Here is a 22,334-nt window from a genome sequence, read left to right as displayed (position 1 = left end):
CAGAACCACTCTCAGACAATGTTTACCCTCTTGAAGCCCTTATTAGCCTTGTCCTTCAATGAGAACGAAATCTCGAGCAGCCCGTTACGATACTCCGCTTTCCCGCTATCTGGCTCAACTTCGACCTTTAGGGGAATCTCGGCCCGATATTTCCTGTTGCCGCGTTCCGCCCTCACAACGGAACTCTCCTCGGTGGCATCGACCTCTATGTCCCCCTTCTCCACTCCCGGCATGTCTAGAACCACTCTGAGGAGGCCCGCCTTTTCGTCCACGAACTGTTCGCTCATGGGAGACCTGTAGCCGTCGTGTTGAGTCGGGTTGTCACCGAAGAACTGGATCGTAGGTTTTCCTTCGGGGCCGAGCTTGAATGAAAATCCTGCCATGAAGGGCTTGGACTGCGACCGAGCGCTGGAGAGGCTGCTCCTGACCGCTTCCTGCACCTCCTTCTCGAAATCCTCGAAGTACTTGTCCAGCTCGTCGAGCATGTCCCGCAGATTCTTCCTCCTGTCCTCGCTCATCTACTTAACACCTTGTTAATCACGTGTAGTTAAACCCTTTTATGAATCCTTCTGAATCAGAGCACCCATGACCGCCGACCCAGTCTCTGCATTCCTCTCGTCCAGGACCAGGCTGAAGATAGCGGACCTCCTCTCGACCAGGCCGCGGACCCTGGGGGAGCTCGCAGAACTGACCGGGGTCTCGATTCAGGGAGTCCTGAGGCACCTGAGGAAGCTCGTGGACCTGGGGTTGGTCGAGGAGAGGGGCGTGAAGGGGAAGGGGGTCACTATCAGGAAGGTCTACCTTGCAAGGGGGATTCGAGTCGGGGACTTCTCGGTGGGAGACCTGACGGTCGTCAAGCTCTCGAGAGCAGATTCGCGGTCGGTTGATTCCACCCAACCAGTGGTCGACCTGGAGTACCTCGCCGAGGAGGCGTTGCTCCAGCGCCGGAGGATCAGAGACCAGGCGAAGAAGCTCGGGAGGATGATAGACGAGCTGGTGGATGAAGAGGCGAAGATGAACGGGCTCCTGCACTCCCTGGACCTCACTGAGTCAGAGAGGCTGGTGTTGCAGACCCTCTTCACCGAGGACAGCATCGCGGAAGGGGAGCGAGCACTTTCTGCCCACTACGGCCTGAAGGACGGCAGAAGGTCTATAGAGAAAGCTCTGGCGAAGGCGAGGCGCAGTGGCAAAAGATAGAAAGCTCGTGATGGTCACCAACGACGACAGCGTCCAGAGCAACGGACTCACCGACCTGGCCAGGGCAGTGTCCAAGCATGCCGAAGTGATGATAGTCGCTCCCGAGCAGCCGCAGAGCGCCACCGCACTGGCCATGACCTTCCACAAACCTCTGAGGGTGACCAAGGTGAAGAGGGCCGAGTTCGCATGCTACGCAGTGTCGGGGACGCCCGGGGACTGCGTCATGATCGGGGTGAACAAGGTCCTCCCCAGACGTCCCGACCTCGTCGTCTCCGGGATAAACATCGGCGACAACAACACCTTCCAGGACGTCCTCGCGTCTGGCACAGTCGCCGCCGCCCTGGAGTCCGCGATAACCGGGATTCCTGCCCTGGCCTTCTCGATGGAAGTGAGGGAGGAGTCGCTCTTCGCACTTGAGTACGACCAGCCGGACTTTGCAACCCAGGCCCAGGTCGCAGGGGAGATCGTCGGCGACGTGCTGGAGTTCGGGATGCCCGGCGGGGCTGAGATACTGAACGTGAACTTTCCATACAAGATGGAGCTGAACACAGACATCCTCCTGACGGAGGTTGGGCGGAGGAAGTACACCGACAAGGTGATCGTCAGGAAGGACCCTAGAGGAAGGGCGTACTACTGGCTCTTCGGGGAGCGGCTCTCCGCTTTCCCCCCTAGGACGGACGCTGAGGCTGTAATCACCCAGAAGAAGGTCTCTATCTCTCCCATGGTCCTCAACATGTCGGGCCCGGTCACCACCAGCCTAGAAAAGATGAGGGACCGAGTCCAGCGAAGGTTGAGAGGTTCCAAGACCAGGGGTCAGCTCAGAAATAAATAGAGAGGCAAGGCGTTTGGACTCGGAAATGTCTGTTTCAGGACGAGGATGGGAGGCGGTGGCAGGGAGGTTGAGGTTGGTCTCCCTCAATTCTGCCATCCAGGTGCTTGTCCCGTCCCTCATCATTCCCACTCTTCCCAAGGGCGCCCGGGGATTCTCCTTCTACCCGGGAAGGGCCGGGTCCGCCCTCGGGCTCGCCCTCCTCTTTGCCAGCTCCTCGCTGGCATGGCTCCTGTGGAAACCGCTGGGGTTGCTGGGCGCGCTCCTTCCCCTCTGGCTCCTGGGCACAACCGGGGTCCTTATGTTGGCGAGCAACGTGCGACCAATCGCGTTCGTCAAACCGCTCTGCATGCAGTGCAGGCTCCTTCCGGTCATAGCCGAGCACGAAGCAATCCACCTCTCTGGCGTTGCGGGAGAGAAGGCGGTCTGGGCTTCGATGGGGTTCAGGCACAGCGTGGAGAGTCTGAGCTTGGCCGGGGACCCCGCGGTCTGTTCCTTCTGTCCCATCCCTAAGAGACTCCCAGAGCACTGAGGCTGTCCAAATGGTACATCGAGTAGCCGTGGTGGACGACGACCTCTGCCAGAGCAAGAAGTGCGGGCTTGAATGCATCAAGGAGTGCCCAGTCAACATAAACGGCCAGGAGTGCATCGTGCTCCGCCCGGACAAGATATCCCTGATCTCCGAAGACCTCTGCATAGGCTGCGGCATCTGCATCAAGGTCTGCCCTTTTGACGCCATAGACATCCTGAACCTGAGCGAGGAACTCAAGACTGAGAAGATCCACCAGTACGGGGTCAACTCGTTCAGGCTCTTCCACATACCTACGGTCAGGAAGGGACAGGTAGTAGGTCTGGTCGGGCGCAACGGCATCGGCAAGTCAACAGCCCTGAAGATACTCGCCGGTCAGCTGGTGCCCAACCTGGGGGACTACGAGCACCCGCCGAGCTGGGACAAGTTCCTTTCATACCTCAGCGGCCGCGAGATGAAGGAGCACTTCGAAAGGGTAGCGGACGGGGAGATGAGAGTCTCCCTGAAGCCCCAGGCGGTCTACAAGCTCCCCGAGGCCTGGCCGGGAGAGACGAGGAGGATGCTCAAGCAGATGGACGAGAGGAAGGCGCTGGACGACGTCGTGGCGAAGCTGAACCTGGGCGAGACCCTGGACAAGAAACTCCCCGACCTGAGCGGAGGGGAGCTGCAGCGCGTAGCCGTCGCCGCAGCCGCTCTCAAGGACGCTGACCTCTACCTTTTCGACGAACCTTCCTCCTACAACGACGTCTACCAGAGGCTCGCCGTCTCCAGGCTCATCAGCGGACTAGCAGAGCAGGGGAAGGCTGTCCTGGTAGTGGAGCACGACGTCGCGTTCCTCGACTACGTGGCAGACTACGCCCAGATAATCTACGGGGAGCCCGGGGCCTACGGCGTCGTTTCTGGGCTCTACGCGGCGAGGACCGGCATCAACGCCCTCCTCGACGGGTACCTCCCCCAGGAGAACATCCGGTTCAGGGACCACGCGGTGTCCTTCGGCGAGAGGGCTGCGGGGGAGACCGCAGAAAGCGAGGAGGTCGTCGCGAAGTACACCGACCTGAGGAAATCCTACGAGGGATTCAAGCTCAAGGTCGACGGAGGGGCCATCAACCAGGGGACCATCCTCGGCGTCGTGGGCGCCAACGCCCTGGGGAAGACAACCTTCCTGAAGATGGTCGCGGGCCAAGAGAAGCCGACCAAGGGGAAGGTCTCAGTGGACGCGACGGTCGCCTACAAGCCCCAGTACCTTTCTTCGGCCTTCGACGGGACCGTGGACGAGTTCCTTACGAGCACCCTCGGAGCGCGCTACGGCGAGCCTGACCTTCAGGACGCCCTGGCGGTCCCCCTCAGGATGGAGAAGCTTCTCGCTCGCAAGGTGAAGGAGCTGAGCGGCGGGGAGCTTCAGAAGGTCGCGATAGTTGCTACCATGGCCCAGAAAGCGGAGGTCTACGCCCTCGACGAGCCTTCAGCCTTCCTCGACGTCGAGGACAGGTTCGTAGTCGCCAGGGCGATCAACAGGATGGTCAAGGCCAGGGGGAAGGCGGCGATAATAATCGACCACGACCTGCAGGTCGTCGACATCGTGTCCGACAGGCTCATGGTCTTCGCGGGCACGCCGGGAGTGGAAGGAGAGGCGACGACCCCGCTCAGCAAGGAGGATGGGATGAACGCGTTCCTGAAGCAGGTCGGCCTCACATACAGGCGTGACGTGAACACCGGCAGGCCAAGGGTGAACAAGCCCGGGAGCAAACTCGACCGGGAGCAGAAGGAGAACGGGACCTACTACTATGTGACCTCTAAAAAGGGTGGTGACGTAGAGGGAAGGGAGTCAGAAGAACAATAGTAAAGGTCGACGAGCCAAGAAGTCTACTGGATTTCACTTCGACCGATTTCCCGACATCGAACTGCGAGATGAATGATGGAGAGGGTCGAATGAAGGTGAGCGTCTTCTGTGAACACTTTCGCATATCTCTCTTGTCTCAGTTACATTGAAACCAGTTTCGCTTACGGGCCAAGAACAAAAGAAAGTCCTACTTATGGCAGAACGACAGAAGGTAGCTACTGCATTACTGTCGGAACTAGCCCAGTGAACCTGAGTATGCCTGACCCCCCTCTCTTCTCTCTCTTGCAGTGCGCGGTCTGAGCGCCATCATCGTCAGGGATTGCTGCATATTGTCTGATGGCTCGTTTGCGTCTTGGTACCGTCAGGACGATCTCACTGTGAACGGCTTTGGCCCTTTGGCTCCACCGATGGGTTGATTTCTATTTTCTGGACCATCTTAACCGGCCATTGTGGTAACCCTCGGTCAAACAGCGAGGTATCTTACACCAGCCCTAGAAGGCCGCAAGTGAAGCATGAAGGAAAGTTCGGGTGGCCTACAGTTCTGCATTCTCCTCCTAGGTGGTGATGCCATTCCTTCTCGGCACCCCTTTCTTCACCACCCGTCCAAATACTGATATTATGCATTGATACCCTGCCAGGCGCGAATGACTAGAACTACCAAGATAGACATGTTCTGCCACATCTTTCCCCAACGTCTATTGAAGTCGCTAACTAGTAGCCAGCTTCCTAGTTTCCTCACACCCAATCCGGGCAGACACTTTACCGATGCGGGTCATAGGGTGAAGGTCATGGACAGATTTGGAATTCAGATGGAAGCGCTCACCGTCTCGCTTCCCTCGTTCTGGGGAAGGATACCCAATAATGACCGTAGAGCCTTGACCAGGCTTTCTAATGATGCGCTGGCCGAAGTCACTGACAAGTTCCCCGACCGATTGATTCCCGTTGCGTCGTTGCCAGACCCAGCCGATCAAGATGCCCTCGACGAACTTGACAGAGGAATAAATGAACTGGGAATGAAGGGCTGCATGATCTTCTCGAATGTAGATGGAAAACCTCTGGACTCGATAGAATTCGACCCCTTCTTCCAGCGGATGGAGAAATACGATCTGCCGGTGCTTCTGCACCCGATGACTTGGCAGTACTATCCTTGGATACGTGAATATGACCTCTTCCAGACGTTTGGTTGGCCCTTCGACACTAGTTTGGCTATGGCTAGACTCGTTTTTGGGGGGGTTCTACAGAGACATCCAGAGTTGAAAGTGGTTTGTCATCACGTCGGCGCCATGATTCCTCACTTTAGCGAGAGAATCAGGGGCGTATACGACACTTCCGTGGAGCGGGGAACGAGTCATGGTGAAATCCCCACAGATTCAGCCTCAAAGACGAGTAGAGCCATCACGGATCCGATCGAAGCCTTCAAGAAATTCTATGCAGACACAGTGACCAACGGTGGTCTGTCTGCACTCCGTTGCGGCTACGAGTTTTTCGGAGCTGAAAAGCTAGTCTTCGCAACGGACTATCCCTTTGGTCCAGACCAGGGTGAGAACTACACCAAGGGAATAATAAAGAACGTCGTGGATTTGAGGATTAGTGAAGAAGAAAGAGAGAAGATTTTCGAAATCAATGCGAGGAACTTGCTAAGACTGGACTAGATGCCTTCCGATTGCCATTTCCTTGCCCTGTCAGGGTTCCATCAATTTGGCGACCCAGTCGACGGCAAACTACCTCAGAACGGCTTCGCCGTGAGCCAAGGAAAGAGCCAAGCCCAAGCTTCACATTCAGAGATTAGGCTCCAAATATCTAGGACAACTCAGCGCAGTTGAAGTTCTGTTCGTCCTAATCGGGCCTGAATCTCTTCCACTTGTTCTCATAGTACTTCCAGCCCTCTGTCTTCTTTGAAAGGTCAACCTTTTTCGCATACTCCGACACATTTGCTTCATCAAACGGAACCACCTTGCCGAAGTGGCTGGCGAGTATCTGGTTTCGCGCGGCGCCTTCGAGGCTGATCATCAAGAAGCAGGCTTCTTCCAAGTTTCTCCCGACTGTCACAACGCCATGCCCTTTGTGGATGATTGCCTTGCGATTTCCGAGCCTGGCTACCATTTCATCGGCAATCTCATGGTCGTCGATAAGTCGGGGTCCACGCTTGAGAACCGGTACACCGTCAGCAAAGAGCGAGCCTCTTAGGGAAATTGGAAGCAGTTGAGCGTCGGTACTACCCAATGCGGTTGCAGTTGGAGGATGTAGGTGTGCTATGCTGTTTACTTCTGGACGCGCCTGGTAAATATGCGTGTGAATGTACACTTCGTCGACCGGGTTGAGTTTCCCCTCAACCACCCTGCCATTCAGATCGAGCGAGATGATGTCACCCGATGTCATCTCCCCAAGCCCTCTTGCAAGTTCATGCACGTGACCCGGCATCAGTATCCTATCATTATCGGTCCTTACGCTTATGTGCCCAGCATATTCATTGCCCAACTCCTCGTGCAGGCCCTCCAGGAAAGCTATCCGGCACGCAAAAGCTATTCTGCGCCTTAAATTCGCGACGGAAGCCGACACACTTGCTATCAGCCTGTTTGTAATCTTAAGCGTTCCGCGGATTCGCCCGCCAGGCTATTAAGTCAGATCAGGGCGTTTCTGATCATGACTGGGGTCAGGATGCAAGTTTCTTAATGTCGAAAGAGGCCCTCAAGACGGGGAAGAAGGTAAGAAATGGGAGTCGGAACGCGGTGAATCGACCGAATTGACCAAGCTCAGTCTAACCTATGCCGGGAGAGATTATGACCGAACTCATGCCCTGATAGACGGAAAGGTTCGACCAAAGGATACCGAACTCAGGTACATCGTAGTAGAGGATCCTGACCAAATCTTCCGAAGAATGATAAGTCACAAGGAGTTCGACTCTTGCGAATTCTCCCTATCATCCTACCTGGCATCTCGGAGCGCGGGCGACGAGTCCTACGTCGCCCTGCCGGTCTTCCCGTCCAGAGTCTTCAGACACTCTTACATATTCTGCAACACAGAAGCCAAGATTAGCGAACCCGCTGATCTTGTGGGCGCCAAGGTTGGTATCCCTGAATGGCAACAAACCGCTTCCATTTGGATAAAGGGAATACTTCAACACGAGTATGATGTGCCAATTCGATTGATAGATTGGGTCAGGTTCAGGGGCGAGAGGTACCCGATGAAGCGTGTAAGGAAATTCAAGATACTCGAGGCCCCTGACCTCACTCCCGAGACATCCATGGAAAGAGCTGGGGTCGCCCTTGAAAAGGGAGAGATCGACGCGCTGATAAGTTCAAGGCCCCCAGCAGGGCTGTACAACGGCAAGAGAACAAGGCGGCTCTTTGTGGAATGGAAAGCGGAAGAAGAGCGGTATTTCAAACGTACGGGCATATTTCCCATAATGCACACCGTTGTCCTACAGAGGCAGGTGTACGAAAAGAATCCATGGGTGGCCAAAAGTCTCTTTGACGCCTTCCAGACCTCGAAGGAGTCAGGTTACAGGTATCTGGAGGATCATGGCGACAAGATCAGCCTCGCATGGGCACGGAGTGCGTTGGAGGAGCAGCGGGCGTTGATGGGTCCAGATCCCTATCCCTACGGACTAGGGGATAACAGAAAGACAATCAGCACGTTCATGGAATATCAACGAGAGCAGGAGGTAATCGCGAGGACAGTCCGATTAGATGATGTTTTTCTGCAAGATTTCTCGACCGGATGAAGACCCGAGACTTTCCACGTTTCCTCGTCCACCATCTCCCTTTCGCCATTGAGCATCGGCGAATGGGATGCTAGACCTCTGATTCCGGAAGTGTCACTCACAGTAATGAATCGAATTCGGATGAAGTTCAAGATTTATAATCATCACGAGCCGCGAAACGAAAAAGTTGTCTAGTCAGGAAGAGGTCCTCCGTCAGCCCGAAACCTCCCTGGTGGGGGTGTCCCTCCCTCGCGTTGATTCAAAACTGAAGGTGAGTGGCAAAGCCCTCTACACAAGAGACATGAGTCTGCCCAACATGCTCTACGCAAGGATAAAGCGCAGCCCATTCTCACATGCTCGGATACTCCGCATTGACATGCGTGCGGCTCGGGAAGCCCTCGGTGTCAAAGCAGTCATAACGGGAGAGGATTTCCCTGAGATAGGTACGGAGGACACACCGGCGCTTGCGCGTGGGGAGATTCTTTACGCGAACCAGGCAGTAGTTGCAGTCGCCGCAGAAACACGAGCTCTTGCGAATGGAGCAGTCGACCTCATCGAGGTGGAATACGAGGAGCTCCCACCAATTCTAGATGTAGAGGCTGCTATGCTGCCCAATCCCCCCTCTGTTATCAGCCATCCAGGCGAGAAAACGGAATCGCCCAATGTGGGAAGGCATCTCAAGATTAGGAAGGGAGACGTTGAGGAAGGCTTCCGACACTCAGGCATGATCGTCGAGAACACGTACACGACCGCCATGGAATCCCACTTCCAACTTGAGCCGCTGACCTTCCTCGCGCAACCTGATCCTGACGGAGGCGTAACGATCTGGGGCACAAGTGCTGGTCCGCACAAAATCCAGGCCGAGGTTTCGACTTACATCGGCGTTGATCGCTATCTTGTGAGAGGCAGAGTCCCGTACATGGGCGGGTGGTTCGGAAGCAAGGAGGAATCTCACGTCGCGGCGGTGTGCGCGATGCTCGCAATGAAGACGGGCCGACCCGTCAAGCTCGAACTCTCCAGAGAAGAAACCATGACTGCAACTGGGGTTCGACACTCTTCCAGAATCAGCATAAGAGATGGGCTAAGCAAGGATGGAAAGATACTCGCCCGCGAGATAAGAGCGCTCTACAACGGAGGTGCTTACGGCTCGCTTGGAAATAACGTTATGCGAAACAGCTTATTCGCGGCATGCGCCGTCTACGACATCCCTAACCTCAAGATCGACACATACAGAGTCTACACAAACCTTCCCCCCGGGACAACAAAAAGGGCGCCACTCGGTCTTCAAATGGTGTGGGCGATAGAGTCGCAAATGGACCTGCTAGCATCCAGGATTGGTTCAGACCCCATTGAGTACAGAAAGTGGCATCTTCTGCAAGATGGGCAGGAGAATGCGATGGGTGAACTTGTAGAAGACGCCTCTTTCGAGAGGTGCCTCAATGAAACGGCGAAGTCTATCGGGTGGGGAGTGAAACCGCAGGGAGAAGGAGTTTGGAAAGCAGGTAAGGGAGTCTCGTTGGCTGCGAAGTGGGGGCCCGTTGGCCCACACCAGGCGATGGTCAGAGTAAGAGAGAACGGGAAGGTCGAAATCTGGGCCGAGCTTGTAGAGAATGGTGCGGGAATCTACACGAGTATAGCACAGCTGGTCGCGACCGAGTTTGGGATATCCGCAGGGGACGTAATTGTTATGCCATTTGTTCTAGGCTACTCCGATTCTTCCACGAGTGGACTCTCGGGAGGTGCATCAGCAAGCAGACAACTTGTGAACGTTGGTCGCGCGACCCAACTGGCCTGCCAAGATGCAAAGAGGAAGATTGCTGAGCGCGGGGCCAGAATTCTACACACTTCACCCGAGGGAATAGAAGTAAGCGGAAAAAGAGTATTTGCGAAGACTGACCCAAGAAGGTCAATCATGATTTCGGATCTATTCACGCAAGCGAACATTCTCGCTGGAAAGCTCGCCGTGAGCGGATTGGTGGAAGGGATGGAATTTGTAGGGTACGGGACCGTATTCAAGAAGGCGGCTGAAACTGACCCAGAGACCGGTCGGACGCTGGGGGGAAGAATCTCTCCTTACTATATTCCGGTGTGTCAGGCGGCAGAGGTTGTCGTGAATATTGAAACAGGGTTAGTGAGAATTAGGCGCATCGCTGCTGCAATGGACGTGGGGAAAGCAATAAACCCCGAAATAGTGAAGGCGCAGATCATAGGATCCGTGGCGATGGGTGCAAGCGCTGCACTCGGTGAGGAGATGGTGGTTTCCAATGGAAAGACCGCAAATGCGAATCTGGCTGATTACAAGCTGCTTAACGTGCTGGATGCCCCTGATATTGACCCATTAATCATAGAGACTGCATACCATGATGGTCCATATGGGGCTAAAGGAGCTGGTGAACCTTCAACTCTCCCAACTGCAGCTGCAATTAGGAATGCAATTCATGATGCAGTTGGGGTGTGGCTCAACGACTTGCCAATGACGCCAGAGAGGGTCTTGGAGGCGCTGTCGAAGCGCGTTGAGACACATGCCTAGTTACGGTCCAACGACACTGTTGAGGCCTAAGGACGTTGACGAGGCAGTGAAGCTGCTCAGGGAATACGGAACTTCGGCCAGACTCGTCGCAGGGAATACAACGATCTACGAGCTCGTCGCGCAGGGCGCGCTGGTCGACATTGATTGTCTGATAGATATCACTCATGCCGGCCTGAGTTACGTCAAGGAACGAGAAAATGGGATCAGCATAGGTGCCGCAACCACATTCGCGGAAATGGCGAGGTCACCAGTGCTCGAAAGACCGGAGTACTTTGCCATCAAGGAGACAGCAAAGAAGCTCACCCCGCCTCAGGTGAGAAACATGGGCACCTTGGGAGGCGCGCTTTGCAGTGGGATACCATTTTATGACATGCCGACAACGATGCTCGCACTAGGAGCACGGCTCAGGATTGCCACCACAGAGGGAGAGAGAGAACTTAACGTCGAAGAGTTCTTTCTTGATTATTTCATGACGGCAGTTTCTCCCGAAGAGATTCTTACCGAGGCACGGGTTGAGGGAAACTTGAACACAGGAACTGCGTTTGTCAAGCTGGGAAGGACATCGTCCGATTTCGCGGTTGTAAATGCAGCAGCCAGAGTGGTGCTTGATTCGTCGAAAAAGAGAATTGAAGAAACTCGTATTGCCCTCGGCGCCGTGGCCAACAAGCCAGTCCGCATGGAGATGGCCGAAGGAGCTCTCGAAGGGAAAGTTGTTTCAAAGGACGTCATATTGAGGGCAGCAAAGGAGGCGGCAACCATGGAGCCAACGGCCTCTATTCACGCCTCCAGTGACTACAAGAAGCGGGTCATCCCTGTTCTCGTAAGGGATGCGCTGCTATCGGCAGTCAGCAGAGCGGGGGGGAGTGCAGAAAGTTGAAGATGAATTTGGAGATCAACGGAGCATTACAGGAGGTCGAAGTATCAGTCTCAACATCTCTTGCGGACATGCTTAGGGAGACACTCGGAATGACGGGAACAAAGCGGGGATGCGATTCTGGTGGGTGTGGCATGTGCTCCGTAATTCTCAATGGGTTGATTGTCTACTCCTGCATGACGCCCGCTTGGAAGGCGGAAGGAGGGAAGCTTGAGACTGTCGAAGGACTCGAAAGGAAAGGCAAGCTTCACCAACTTCAGGACACTTTCGTAAGGAATTCCGCTTCACAGTGTGGCTACTGCACCCCTGGAATACTTATGGCGGCGAAGGCGCTCATTGACTCGAATCCCCACCCGACGGAAGATGAGATCAGGGAGGCACTGTGTGGTGTCCTGTGCAGATGCACTGGCTACGTTCCCTACTTGAAGAGCATTCGCGAAGTAGCGGTGCAAAGCGCTATCAGGTGAGAACCAAGAAACCTTGCCCACAACAAATACCGAGTTCTCTCTGGGACTCCCCCGCGACAAACTTTGGGAAATGTTGAATGACCTCAAAAGTTTAGGAAAATGCATACCTGGTTGCGAAGCGGTTGATGTACTCGGGCCTGATGATTCCAGATGGAAAATGAAACTAAGCGTGGGGATTGTAAGCCGCAGGATAGAGGCAAGAGCTCATGTTGCCGAGAGGGTGAAGCCTGAGAGCCTGGTGATCAACCTACAAAGTATTGATGGAGATTTGACAGGAGTTTGGAAGCTGCAGCTGAGCGAAGAGAACCCAACCTCGACCAAGGTGAAACTTACTGCGGAAATTACGGCACGAGGAGCCTTCGAATGGGCTGTCAACCAGATTATCAAATCACAGATGAGCAAAATGGTCTCCCAATTCGTAGATTGTATTTCGAAGTCTATCGAAGGCTGAGCTCCTGGGAGGATCGGGGAACTAGCTGGCGGCAGACTCTATGGTCACTGTTACTCTTTACAACCGTCACATCTCGGAAGTGTTTCACCGAGTCGACAGAAACTCAAACCAAAAGCTGGAACACTTATTACAATAATGTCTTTCGGATTATCGGCCATGCCAGTTTGGGATGACCTCATCAAGGTCTCAGACCAGATGATATTCCGGAGGGCGGGGTACGGTGGCAAGGTTAGGCCCCGAAGGAGACCCGCTTTGCTTGTAATAGATGTGACAACCGCCTTTGTGGGTGACAGACCAGAGCCAATCTTGAAATCGATCGAACGTTTCCCGAACAGTTGCGGCGAAGCCGGGTGGAGGGCCGTCCACAAGATCAAGGAACTGATGCAAGCGGCTAGGTCAAGGTCGGTTCCGGTGATATACACCGCGGGGGTAAGAAGCAGCAAGGCAGAAGCGGGAATGTGGGCTGAGAAGCACAAACGCGTATTGGAAGCAACCGATGGCATCTACAATACGGTTGAGAGTGTTCCAAATGAAATAAAGCCCCAACCTGGAGACATCATAATTTCCAAACTCAAGCCAAGCGCCTTCTTCGGAACACCGTTGGTTGCTCAGCTCGTCTCTCTGGGGATAGACACATTGCTTGTCACGGGCTGCACCACGAGCGGGTGCGTGAGGGCCTCCGTTGTGGACGCCTTTTCTTATAACTACCCGACCCTCGTCGTTGAGGAATGCGTCTTCGACCGGTTCGAAATCTCGCACAAGGTCAACCTCTTTGACATCAATCAGAAGTATGCCAGTGTGATCTCCTTGAGCGAAGCCAAGGCTTACTTGGCCTCCTTGCAAGGGAGGGCGGTGAGGAAAGGAAACAAGGTCTGACTCCCTGCTTCACAACGCGTGGGCGCCGACATCAGGCTCACGGGGGCCCGTTCACAATAGCAAGATGGAGCGGCAGAACGGGAGGTGGAGGGACAGGGAGAAGGTCATGCGGGGCCTCAAGAGGGCAGATTCGCCCGTTGTCAGCGGCCTCCAAATCTTCCACAACTACTTCAGGCCGCACGGAGGGCTTGGAGGCAAGATCCCAGCCGAGGCCGCTGGAAAGTCGCGGGTGAGAACAAGTGGATAACCTTGATACAAAACGGGGCTCTCGCGTGCCGAGTTGCCCAAGCTCAGGATTCCGAGCGACCCAAGGAGGGTGTCGCGGGTCTGTGAGAAGGGGCTTCACGAAGTCCCTCTCAGTTTGGGGAATGGGGCGGCACACGCATGGGAGGCAAGTGAAGAAGAGTCGGCATTCTGGAACATTCTCACAGGTATTCACAGAGATGCCCTTGTCGAACATCAAAACGATAAATGCTTCCTCTGCGGTATCGACTCGATGATGCCATAGGAGCCGAATCTTGATGACCTTGATTCAGAGGCTCAGGGCCCGACGCTTGACTGGAAGAACTAAGGCCCGTCAACTTGACAGTTCGCCCATGGGCCGACGCTTGACGGAGGAGTCGGTGAGCCGCTGTCTTGACAGAACTGTGGAGTGCCCTTCTTATATACGCTGACAGGCCGAGGTCGGCACATGGAAAGAGTCGGACTCGGTCTCGGTTACAGCCCAGAACTCACCGTGAATGACATGTCGAAGTGGGTAATTGATGCAGAGGAGAGGGGTTTCGAGTTGACTTTCTTCTCCGAGACAATAATGACAATGAGAGACGCAATCACGTCATTGACCGCATTTTCTGTCAGGACAAGTAGGATGAGATTTGGATGCACCCAGATACTGAGGATTAGGACTCCTCTGGTAATTGCTCAGACCTTCACGTCTCTGAACGAAATCTCCGGGGGGAGGGTCATACTCTCGGTTGGCGCCTGCACGGATTCCCATGCACGCAAGCACGGACTCCCCCTGCAGAACCCTGCGAAGGTATTGAAGGAACATGCGACGCTGATAAAGAAGTACTGGGAGAACGAGACGGTCAGCTTCAAGGGCGAAACGATTGAGGTAGAGGGGGAAGGTTTGGCGATCAGACCGAAATCTAAGATCCCTCTGCTCCTTGCATCGACAAGCAGGACCGGACTTCGGATTGCGGGGGAAGTTGGCGACGGTGTAGTCGTTAATGCCACCACATCGCCCGAATACGCCCGCAATGCACTCGCTGTAGTAAAGCAGGCGGCCGAGGCGGCTGGGAGGAACTTCAACGACTTCATTATTACAGGTTTGGTAGTGTCGGGTGTTACGGATGGCACCAAGGAAGCAGAGAACGCACTCAGGTGGGAGCTCGCGAGCAAGTTCGATCCTCTCCAGGTGGACTTCGCGGTCAGGCCTCGAATAAGGGTGGGCGAACCTGTGGTTACCGAAGCCCTGATTCAGAAGCTGTCAGAATCGTACAGAATCGGGGGGAAGGAGAAACTGGCCCAGGACATCCCTGAGGACGTAATTCGCAGCCTCACTGCATTCGGAACGGCCCGAGAGGTCAGAGAGCGAGTCGAAGAATACAGGAAGGCTGGCGTGCAACTCCCGATTGTCAGGCCGGCGAGTTCGAAGCTGATGAAATCCGTGATGGACGCCGTTTCATAAGAATCTACACGACGGATGGATTAGGAAACGAAATAGCGGGACATGATGCCGTGCTTTCTCTATGCCGGGGGACCTAGCAATCCATTCTTGAAGTGCAATAAGGTGTGAAGCCTCACCCTCGCTTAGATGGAACCCAGCGAACCAATTCTAGCGAGCGCTTCCTTAAGCTGATGCCTAGGCGCGGCGTAGGAGAATCTCAGGTATCCCTCACCTCTAGAACCGAACGAAACACCAGGAACGGTGGCAACTTTTGCCTTCTCAAGCAGACGGAGGCAAAGGTCGAAGGAACTCGCGTCGACAGAGCTTGCGTTGGCGAACGCGTAGAAGGCACCTTTCGGCGTCATGGATCTGAAACCCTGAATCTGGTTCAAACCTTTTACAAACATGTCTCTCCTGGATGCGAATTCTCCAACCATCTCCTTTACGCAGTCCTGCGGGCCATTTAGTGCCGCCACCCCCGCCGCTTGTGATACAGACGACGAGCAGGTATTCATGCAGGAATTCAATCTAACCATTGCGCTAATTACTTCCTTGGGTCCTGCGGCGTAGCCGAGCCTCCATCCAGTCATCCGGTAAGTCTTCGAAAACGCGTTTATCGTGACGGTTCTGTCTTTCATCCCCTCAAATTTCGCGATGCTGTGGTGCTCGGCCCCGTCGTACACCAATTTCTCGTAGACCTCGTCGGCAATCACGAGAAGGTCCTTCTTTCTCGCCAGATCGGAAATCCCTTCCAAGTCATCCTTCTCCAAGACGCCTCCAGTTGGATTGCTGGGAGAATTTAGGAGAATCGCACGCGTCCTGTCGGTAACGAGCGAAGTCATCTCGCCGATTCTAGGCCTGAACTGGTCTTCCTCTCTGAGGGAATAGTAGGTCGGTGTCGCTTGAACTAGTTTCATCAAAGGCTCGTAGTTCGCCCATCCTGGGTTGGGTGTCAGCACCTCTGAACCCGGGTCGACCAGGGCGAGCATTGCCAAGGAGAGGCCTACATTTGCCCCGCTGGTGACTACGATCTCAGAGGAATCGTAGTCAAGGCTGTTCTCACTGCGTAGCTTTCTTGCTATCGCTTCTCTCAGTTCGGGAGTCCCCGCGCTGGGGGTATAGCGAGTAAGACCATTCGATATGGCCTCTTGCCCTGCCTTGGCGATGTGCGCTGGAGTTGGGAGGTCTGGTTCACCTATCTCCAAGTGTATGACATCAGGGATGAGCTGAGCCTTGTCGTAGATTACACGTATGCCAGAAAGAGGGAGGTCGCGTGCCTTGGTCGAGAGTCTGGCTTGCGCTCCTTTCGTCTTCACTGCACCTTTTCCAGTAATCGTCGCTTCATCTATTCATCCTCGACGTGATTCGGGAGAATTCTTGGTCGGTCAGTGTTCTCTTCCTTCTTATCGCTTCGTCTTTGACGGCCAGCAGAACTTTGTCCACTTTCGCCTCGTCCACGGTCAACCCGAGCTTGTCCGCCCTGTAGAATATGGAGTCTCTCCCGCTTTTCTTTCCGACTGCGATTCTCACCGGGTCATGCCCAACGACGCTAGGAAGGAATGGGAACATTTCGAGTGGCATTCCCAGCTTCTCCAACCGCCTCCACCATCCAGCGATGATTCCAGACTCGGTCTCGAAGAGTCGATCCCCAACCACTGGTTTCTGGGGTGTGAGTCTAACGCGCGAGAGTCGTTCAACCAATTTGGACAGGCTGCGCAGCTTGTCCAGTTTCATGTCAGTCTTCACTCCATATAGCATTTTGAGCGCGACGGCGAGCTCCTCCAACGACGCGTTCCCGCTTCTTTCGCCGAGTCCGTTTACAGTGACATGAGCCACCTCCGCGCCAGCCGCCAGGCCGGCCAGTGTGTTCGCTACCCCCAACCCGAAGTCGTTGTGAGCGTGAATTTCAATGGGTTTCTGGGTGACTTTCCTGATTCGCTTGACAAAATGCGCGTAGGCTTGGGGGTTCATGACGCCAAATGTATCAGCAACGACAAGAGAATCCATGTGTCCCTTGGTCGCGACCTGACTTATGAGCCTCCAGAACACCTTGAAATCTGCCCTTGTTGAATCAATGGTGAAGAAGGCCACGTAGAGCCCATGGCGGTGAGCGTAGTCAGTCGCTTCCACAGCCAAGTCGATCGCTTTGTCTTCGGTCCAACCGTACCCGTATTTTATCAGGTGGTCACTGGAAGGTATCTCCATCACCAAGCCGTCGACGTCGACTCTCAATGCGTTGTCGACATCAGACTTCATGCAACGAGAGAAAGCGAATATCTTCGATTGGAGTCCGAGATGTGTGATTTCCTTCACGGCCTTCGCGTCATCGCTTGAAACAGAAGGTAGACCTGCCTCGATTCTGTTCACGCCAGCTTCGGCCAAGGCCCGCGCTATCCTGACTTTCTCTCTACTCCTGAAGACGACGCCGGCCTGTTGTTCCCCGTCCCTTAGCGTAACATCATGAATTCGAACCTTCTTTGGGAACCCGAGACCTGCACGAACTTCGTCTTCGAAGTTGTAGGCGCTGACATAGTAACCTCCTTTTCTGAAAGACGAAGTCATGTGTTCGCGCGCTCGACTCACTGCTTTAAGCGTATGTCCCTTCAAATCTTGCAAAGGATCATTCCGCGTTAAACACTTATTGGGGCGATACGACGACCGAACGACGTGGTTCAACCGAAATTCTCTATGAAACGCTTTACCGATGCCATGGATCAGAAAGGCCTTGACTTCCTTGTGGTAACAGTTCCTGAGAACATATTCTACGTAACGGACCTCCCGGTCTCCCCCGTTTCACCAAACAGACTATTGAATTGTGTTAAGAATTCCTCTCCTGCCTTCGCCACAATCAGCAAGACCGGAGAAGTCACGCTTGTAGTAACGAGCGCCGCAATTGAGCTTGTGCAAGAAAGTTCATGGGTCGAGGATGTAAGGACCTATGCAACAGGGACCTATATTGTAAGACCGGGTCGGCAAATCCCGAAAGATGTCGCTGCAGATCCTTTGGAGGCCGTTGCGAGAATAGTCAGGAAGAGCAATGCAAAGAAGGTAGGCTTGGACATGAAATATGCGACCGTGTATGCTTCTGAACGATTGCGGAGTCTGCTGCGGGACATCGAAATAAGTGATGAGACTCTCATGTTTGAGCTGCTGAGGATGGTGAAGAGCAAGGAGGAGCTAAGACGATTCAAGGAAGCGAACAGGATACTCTGCGCAGCGATAAGGAAAGTCATGGCCGAGACTCGTGTGGGAATTCATGAGCGGGAACTTCAGCTTGTGCTGAAGTCGGCCATCCTGAGGGATGGTGGCGATATGTGGCAGCAGACCTCAATTGCTGCGGGGCCAACTGATGGGCCGAACATCTACAGCCAACCCACGGACAGGAGAATTCAGAAAGGAGACATAATAAGAATTGACGTTGGTTGCGTCTACAAAGGGTATACGGCCGACCTATCTCGGACTCTTGTCGTGGGCAAGGCGCCGCCGGAAGCACGGAAGATCTACAGAGTCCTTCAAGAGGCAGAGGAGAGGTTGATTGACGCGTGTGGGCCAAGCCATAAGGCATCTGAGCTGCATGCAATCGTCGTCAATTATGTCAAGAAGAACCTAGACAGCAAGTACACGAGAGGAAACGTTGGGCATGGAGTTGGGGTCGAACTCTACGACAGGCCGTTTCTCTCAGGAAATGATGACACGCAACTGCAGGCCGGGATGACCCTATCTCTTGAGGTTCCGTATCACAAGTTCGGGCTCGGAGGCTTCAATGTCGAGGATAGCGCCATCGTGACAAAGGACGGCTGCGATATCGTTTCCGACTTACCGCGTGAATTGATAGAGGTCGGGTAGAGGGGACTAGACTATGTACGGAATAGTAGTTCACGGTGGGGCTATCAACCCGCTAAGTGCAGAATTCAACAGAGGGGTCAGTGACGCCCTGTTGATTGGAAGGGGCCTGCTCGACCAAGGGGGAAAGGCCATTGACGCTGTAGCTCAAACCATCGTTGCCATGGAGGACAACCCGATTTTCAATGCTGGAACCGGTTCTTGGGCGAACCTGGCGGGAGACGTCGAAATGGATGCCATCATAGTCGACGGCTCAAAGGGGACTTCTGGAGCTGTCGCCTGCATAAGGAATGTGCAAAATCCGATACTCGTTGCGAGAAAAGTGATGGAAGAGACCGACCACACCCTTCTTGCGGGCGAAGGAGCGACAAGATTCGCCCGAACCCTCGGGTTTGGCGAATACAATCCTCTGACAAAGGAACGCGAAGCCACATGGAAGGACCTGCGCGATAAGCTGAGCCGTGGGGAGCAAACGAATCTCACGAGGTACTGGTCAAAGATTGCCAAATTCGCCAGGGCTGATACGGTCGGGTGCGTAGCGCTTGATCGCCAGGGGGGACTTGCTGCGGGCACGTCGAGTGGGGGGTTTCCTATGAAGCTGCCAGGGAGGATAGGCGACGTGCCCATACTCAATGCTTCCACGTTTGCTAGCAGGAGTTGTGGCGTCTCGCTCACGGGTCACGGCGAGATAATCGTTCATCACATAGTAGCCCGAAGGATACATGACCTGGTCCAGGAAGGGATGAATCCACAGGAGGCGATCGAGAAGGAGTTTCGGGAAGTGTTGCATGGACTGCCCTCCAGTGAGGGTGTACTAATGGCCGGGATTGTTCTGAACGACAAGGCAGAGGTGGGAGTGGCCAGAAACGTCGACGCGACCCCGCATGCCTACATAAGGGAGGGCATGAGTGAAGTGCAGATAGGGTTCGGACCCCAGATTCACTGAAAACATCAACCCCCCACATCCAGAGTGTCTGAACAGGCTTTGACGCTGTGATAGCGGCCTGAACCCTTGGGCCGGGCAGATTTGGCCTCTGCAGCGCTTCAACAGAGCTCGCCGGGTTCTGTGGAAGCTCTATTCCACGTGGAATGCGTTGATGCCTGGAACTGATCCCTACCGCTTTGCGGGGTTGCCTCCCACTCACGCGTGGGAGGCGCCTGCCACACTCCGACGCTTCCGCACGTTCGTGGGTGTTGCATTCGCCCGTAGCGCTCTCTTCTGACAGACGATAGCACCGTCAATCGCTTTGTGAACGGGCAACCTCACGTTTTCCAACCAGTAACTGTAGATCGTTGGCTCCTTCTCGAGTTCGGGTGCGGTGTTGTCCAGATATGAGAGGGCAGCTTCAAGAACTCTCTTCGATCTTTTCATCAACATGTTGACGAGATCTGGGTCTTGATCCAGCTCTGTTGATTCCAGTCTCATGTCCGATTCGACCTCGGCAAGGTCTAACGCTCTAGCCGTTTCAAGACCATTTTTGATCAGTTGCACGGCTTTCTCGAGAACACGGACTGAGATCCGGCGCGTTGCTATGAGATCGGCGAGTTCCTTCACCGCCATTGGGTTTTCGGAGATGGAAGCGAGTTCCTCGACATGACTGACCGACAACTTCCTTTCGCCTAGGAGTTGTCGTAAGGTCGATTTCGGAAGGCGAAGCAAGCCAATTCGGTTGGAAACATACTCTTGGCTTTTCCCAATCCGTTTGGCAAGCTGGGTGATCGAACCATATCCCAAACCGTCCTCCTCTTTCGAACAGACATAATCGTAGAAAGCTCGCGCTTCATCGAGAGGGTCCAAGGTCTGCCGCTGCACGTTCTCTGTAAGAGAAATCTCGAAGCACTTCTTATCGTCCGCTTCAATGATTATGGCTGGTATGCTCGGGTATCCCAGGCGTTCAAAGGTCTTTAGTCGCCGGCTGCCGGCTACAACCTCGTACCGAGAAGCTCCAACTCTGCGAACAAGGATTGGGTTGATAAGCCCGTGCTGAGAAATGGAATCGCCGAGACCCTCAAGATCGCCCAGATTCGAACGCGTGTTTGGTTTCCCGGAATGGATCAAATACAGCAGAATGTCAGCCGTCTCTCCATGGAAAGAATCTTCGCAGCCTTTCTGCAAAGATTGCATCGCACAGTCTCTTTGTATAGTCGTATTTATAGTTGACTTGATATTGTCTTGCGAAATCATTATGTCTCTTTACGATGGTTGATGATTGACGGCCTAGTCTTCCCCTCTTTTCTCGCAAGCGAAATTCTGTAAGTTGATATCCTTATACAAGACGACATGTCAAAGCAGCGCAACCATGAAGAAGCGCGATGGCAGTCAAGTCAATCTGGATCGGAAGGACGAGTTGTTGATCTCCATCCTTCAGAATGATGCAGAGCTGTCGCTGTCAGCAATTGGGGAGCAGGTGGGACTCAGCAAGATGGCTGTTTCGAACAGGATCAAGAGCCTCAGAGATGCGGGAATCCTTGAAGGATCGCACTACCGAGTGAACCCTCAAAAGGTGGGACAGGACTATCTGATGGTGAGTCAAGTCATTTGTGATGCGTCAGGGCCTGAACAGGAGGAAGTGGGGTCTCAAATCGCAAGGCTCCCCGGCGTTCAGACAGTGTACTTGAATTTCGGTTCCTATGATATCCTATTTGTTGCGAGAAGACGGGACAAGCAGTCGGCAAAGGAACTCCTGTACAAAGTCTCGCGCATTCATGGCATCAGGAATACCCTGACAACAATTCCGCATACCGTGATTAAGGAAAGCCTAGAAGTAAGACTGGAACCCTGATTTGCCTCGTCTGCTCTGAGCCCTTCAATGGAATGCCCTCCTTGTCCCCAAAGGCCCATTAGGGTCGCGGGAGGACAGCGGTGCGTGAGAGTAGGCTTAGTAGGCGGAACTGGTCTACTGGGGAGAGCGCTCGCCTCCAGACTGGCCAGCAAGCATCAAGTTCTGATAGGGTCGAGAGAGAAACAGAGAGGCGAGAGCGTAGCCGAAGCAATTCGGATATCCTCGGAAGGGGAGGTCAGCGGTGGGACCAACATGGAAGTAGCCGAGGCGTGTGAAGTGGCCATACTCGCGGTTCCGGACCTGGACTTGGCATTCCTTGAAGCACTGAGAACCAAGTTGGGAGGAAAGGTTGTGATTTCGCCCGTCGTGCCGATGCGTGTAGAAAACGGTTTCATGATTCATTCGAGGGCTGAAGGCTCAGCCGCTGAGGGAATCGCTTCCGTCCTGAAGGAGAGCAGAATCGTGGCGGCTCTCCACAACATACCAGCGGCTACAATCCTGAAGAAAGACAGGAAGGTCGACTTCGATGTCCTTGTTGCATGCGACGCGAAGCCGGATTATGAAGAGGCTTCGAGGCTGATAGCGAGCATCGAAGGTCTGAGGCCGCTGTACGTTGGGTCCCTCGCCATGGCTAGAACTATCGAGGAGATTACGCCCTTGCTCCTGAACGCGGCGAAGCTGAACGGGTTGAAGAGATTGTCAGTCAAGCTGGTCTCTTAGAAGGGGCAGAAACGGCGTTCAAC

At 54.3% G+C, this 22,334-nt stretch carries 23 protein-coding genes; 18 read left to right on the top strand and 5 right to left on the bottom strand.

What is annotated here, in order from left to right; genetic code table 11:
- Positions 1-11 precede the first annotated feature (11 nt).
- The gene (locus OK438_04330; GenBank protein ID MDA4124663.1) at positions 12-485 is read right to left on the bottom strand and encodes an Hsp20 family protein; all 474 of its coding nucleotides are present in this window, start codon (positions 483-485) and stop codon (positions 12-14) included.
- Between the two features lie 100 nt (positions 486-585).
- On the opposite strand from OK438_04330, the gene OK438_04325 reads away from it, so the two are divergent.
- From OK438_04325 to OK438_04305, 5 genes are all read left to right on the top strand, one after another.
- On the top strand, positions 586-1,197 hold the full coding sequence (locus tag OK438_04325) for a helix-turn-helix domain-containing protein (protein ID MDA4124662.1): 612 nt from the start codon (positions 586-588) through the stop codon (positions 1,195-1,197).
- On the top strand, positions 1,184-2,029 hold the full coding sequence (gene surE / locus OK438_04320) for a 5'/3'-nucleotidase SurE (GenBank protein MDA4124661.1): 846 nt from the start codon (positions 1,184-1,186) through the stop codon (positions 2,027-2,029). The genes OK438_04325 and surE overlap by 14 nt, the downstream gene beginning before the upstream one ends.
- 25 nt (positions 2,030-2,054) lie before the next feature.
- Positions 2,055-2,558, top strand: a complete 504-nt coding sequence (locus OK438_04315) for a hypothetical protein (protein MDA4124660.1) — start codon at positions 2,055-2,057, stop codon at positions 2,556-2,558.
- Between the two features lie 10 nt (positions 2,559-2,568).
- Positions 2,569-4,395 carry a ribosome biogenesis/translation initiation ATPase RLI gene (locus OK438_04310; GenBank protein ID MDA4124659.1) on the top strand — a complete coding sequence of 609 codons (1,827 nt, stop codon included), beginning with the start codon at positions 2,569-2,571 and terminating at the stop codon, positions 4,393-4,395.
- Positions 4,396-5,063: 668 nt separating this feature from the next.
- Positions 5,064-6,047, top strand: coding sequence for an amidohydrolase (locus tag OK438_04305; GenBank protein ID MDA4124658.1), 984 nt, complete (start codon positions 5,064-5,066; stop codon positions 6,045-6,047).
- 184 nt (positions 6,048-6,231) lie between these two features.
- Here OK438_04305 and OK438_04300 read toward each other — a convergent pair whose 3' ends face one another.
- Positions 6,232-6,954, bottom strand: coding sequence for a class II aldolase/adducin family protein (locus OK438_04300; GenBank protein ID MDA4124657.1), 723 nt, complete (start codon positions 6,952-6,954; stop codon positions 6,232-6,234).
- Between the two features lie 184 nt (positions 6,955-7,138).
- On the opposite strand from OK438_04300, the gene OK438_04295 reads away from it, so the two are divergent.
- The 9 genes from OK438_04295 (at position 7,139) to OK438_04255 (ending at position 14,986) form a co-directional block, all read left to right on the top strand.
- A complete protein-coding gene (locus OK438_04295) occupies positions 7,139-8,119 on the top strand; it encodes an ABC transporter substrate-binding protein (protein MDA4124656.1) in 981 nt (326 codons plus the stop codon).
- 166 nt (positions 8,120-8,285) lie between these two features.
- Complete coding sequence (locus OK438_04290) at positions 8,286-10,628, top strand: xanthine dehydrogenase family protein molybdopterin-binding subunit (protein MDA4124655.1); 2,343 nt, start codon at positions 8,286-8,288, stop codon at positions 10,626-10,628.
- Positions 10,621-11,505 (top strand): FAD binding domain-containing protein, encoded by an 885-nt coding sequence (locus OK438_04285; GenBank protein ID MDA4124654.1) that lies wholly within the window; start codon positions 10,621-10,623, stop codon positions 11,503-11,505. The genes OK438_04290 and OK438_04285 overlap by 8 nt, the downstream gene beginning before the upstream one ends.
- A 2-nt stretch (positions 11,506-11,507) precedes the next feature.
- A complete protein-coding gene (locus OK438_04280) occupies positions 11,508-11,969 on the top strand; it encodes a (2Fe-2S)-binding protein (GenBank protein ID MDA4124653.1) in 462 nt (153 codons plus the stop codon).
- 13 nt (positions 11,970-11,982) lie between these two features.
- A complete protein-coding gene (locus OK438_04275; GenBank protein ID MDA4124652.1) occupies positions 11,983-12,420 on the top strand; it encodes an SRPBCC domain-containing protein in 438 nt (145 codons plus the stop codon).
- Between the two features lie 156 nt (positions 12,421-12,576).
- A complete protein-coding gene (locus OK438_04270; GenBank protein MDA4124651.1) occupies positions 12,577-13,296 on the top strand; it encodes an isochorismatase family protein in 720 nt (239 codons plus the stop codon).
- A 64-nt stretch (positions 13,297-13,360) separates the two neighbouring features.
- Positions 13,361-13,543 carry a transposase gene (locus tag OK438_04265; GenBank protein MDA4124650.1) on the top strand — a complete coding sequence of 61 codons (183 nt, stop codon included), beginning with the start codon at positions 13,361-13,363 and terminating at the stop codon, positions 13,541-13,543.
- A 33-nt stretch (positions 13,544-13,576) separates the two neighbouring features.
- Positions 13,577-13,804 (top strand): hypothetical protein, encoded by a 228-nt coding sequence (locus OK438_04260; GenBank protein MDA4124649.1) that lies wholly within the window; start codon positions 13,577-13,579, stop codon positions 13,802-13,804.
- A gap of 183 nt (positions 13,805-13,987) precedes the next feature.
- Complete coding sequence (locus tag OK438_04255) at positions 13,988-14,986, top strand: LLM class flavin-dependent oxidoreductase (protein ID MDA4124648.1); 999 nt, start codon at positions 13,988-13,990, stop codon at positions 14,984-14,986.
- A 122-nt stretch (positions 14,987-15,108) separates the two neighbouring features.
- On the opposite strand, the gene OK438_04250 is transcribed toward OK438_04255, so the two are convergent.
- The gene (locus tag OK438_04250) at positions 15,109-16,281 is read right to left on the bottom strand and encodes a pyridoxal phosphate-dependent aminotransferase (GenBank protein ID MDA4124647.1); all 1,173 of its coding nucleotides are present in this window, start codon (positions 16,279-16,281) and stop codon (positions 15,109-15,111) included.
- Positions 16,282-16,306: 25 nt separating this feature from the next.
- Positions 16,307-17,527 (bottom strand): pyruvate carboxyltransferase, encoded by a 1,221-nt coding sequence (locus OK438_04245; protein ID MDA4124646.1) that lies wholly within the window; start codon positions 17,525-17,527, stop codon positions 16,307-16,309.
- Between the two features lie 105 nt (positions 17,528-17,632).
- Between OK438_04245 and OK438_04240 the strand changes: the two genes are divergently transcribed.
- Entirely contained in the window at positions 17,633-18,811 is a 1,179-nt protein-coding gene (locus OK438_04240) for a Xaa-Pro peptidase family protein (protein MDA4124645.1), read from the top strand.
- A 13-nt stretch (positions 18,812-18,824) separates the two neighbouring features.
- A complete protein-coding gene (locus tag OK438_04235) occupies positions 18,825-19,754 on the top strand; it encodes an isoaspartyl peptidase/L-asparaginase (GenBank protein MDA4124644.1) in 930 nt (309 codons plus the stop codon).
- Positions 19,755-19,949: 195 nt separating this feature from the next.
- Here OK438_04235 and OK438_04230 read toward each other — a convergent pair whose 3' ends face one another.
- Positions 19,950-20,933, bottom strand: a complete 984-nt coding sequence (locus OK438_04230) for a ParB/RepB/Spo0J family partition protein (protein MDA4124643.1) — start codon at positions 20,931-20,933, stop codon at positions 19,950-19,952.
- 175 nt (positions 20,934-21,108) lie between these two features.
- Here OK438_04230 and OK438_04225 point away from each other — a divergent pair, with 175 nt between their 5' ends.
- Both OK438_04225 and npdG read left to right on the top strand, forming a co-directional pair.
- A complete protein-coding gene (locus OK438_04225; GenBank protein ID MDA4124642.1) occupies positions 21,109-21,591 on the top strand; it encodes an Lrp/AsnC family transcriptional regulator in 483 nt (160 codons plus the stop codon).
- Between the two features lie 84 nt (positions 21,592-21,675).
- Positions 21,676-22,311, top strand: coding sequence for an NADPH-dependent F420 reductase (gene npdG, locus OK438_04220; GenBank protein ID MDA4124641.1), 636 nt, complete (start codon positions 21,676-21,678; stop codon positions 22,309-22,311).
- Positions 22,312-22,334 lie beyond the last annotated feature (23 nt).

It is taken from the genome of Nitrososphaerota archaeon, from assembly GCA_027887005.1.
Taxonomy (GTDB): domain Archaea; phylum Thermoproteota; class Nitrososphaeria; order Nitrososphaerales; family Gagatemarchaeaceae; genus UBA183.
This window is presented reverse-complemented; position numbering and strand designations above follow the sequence as displayed.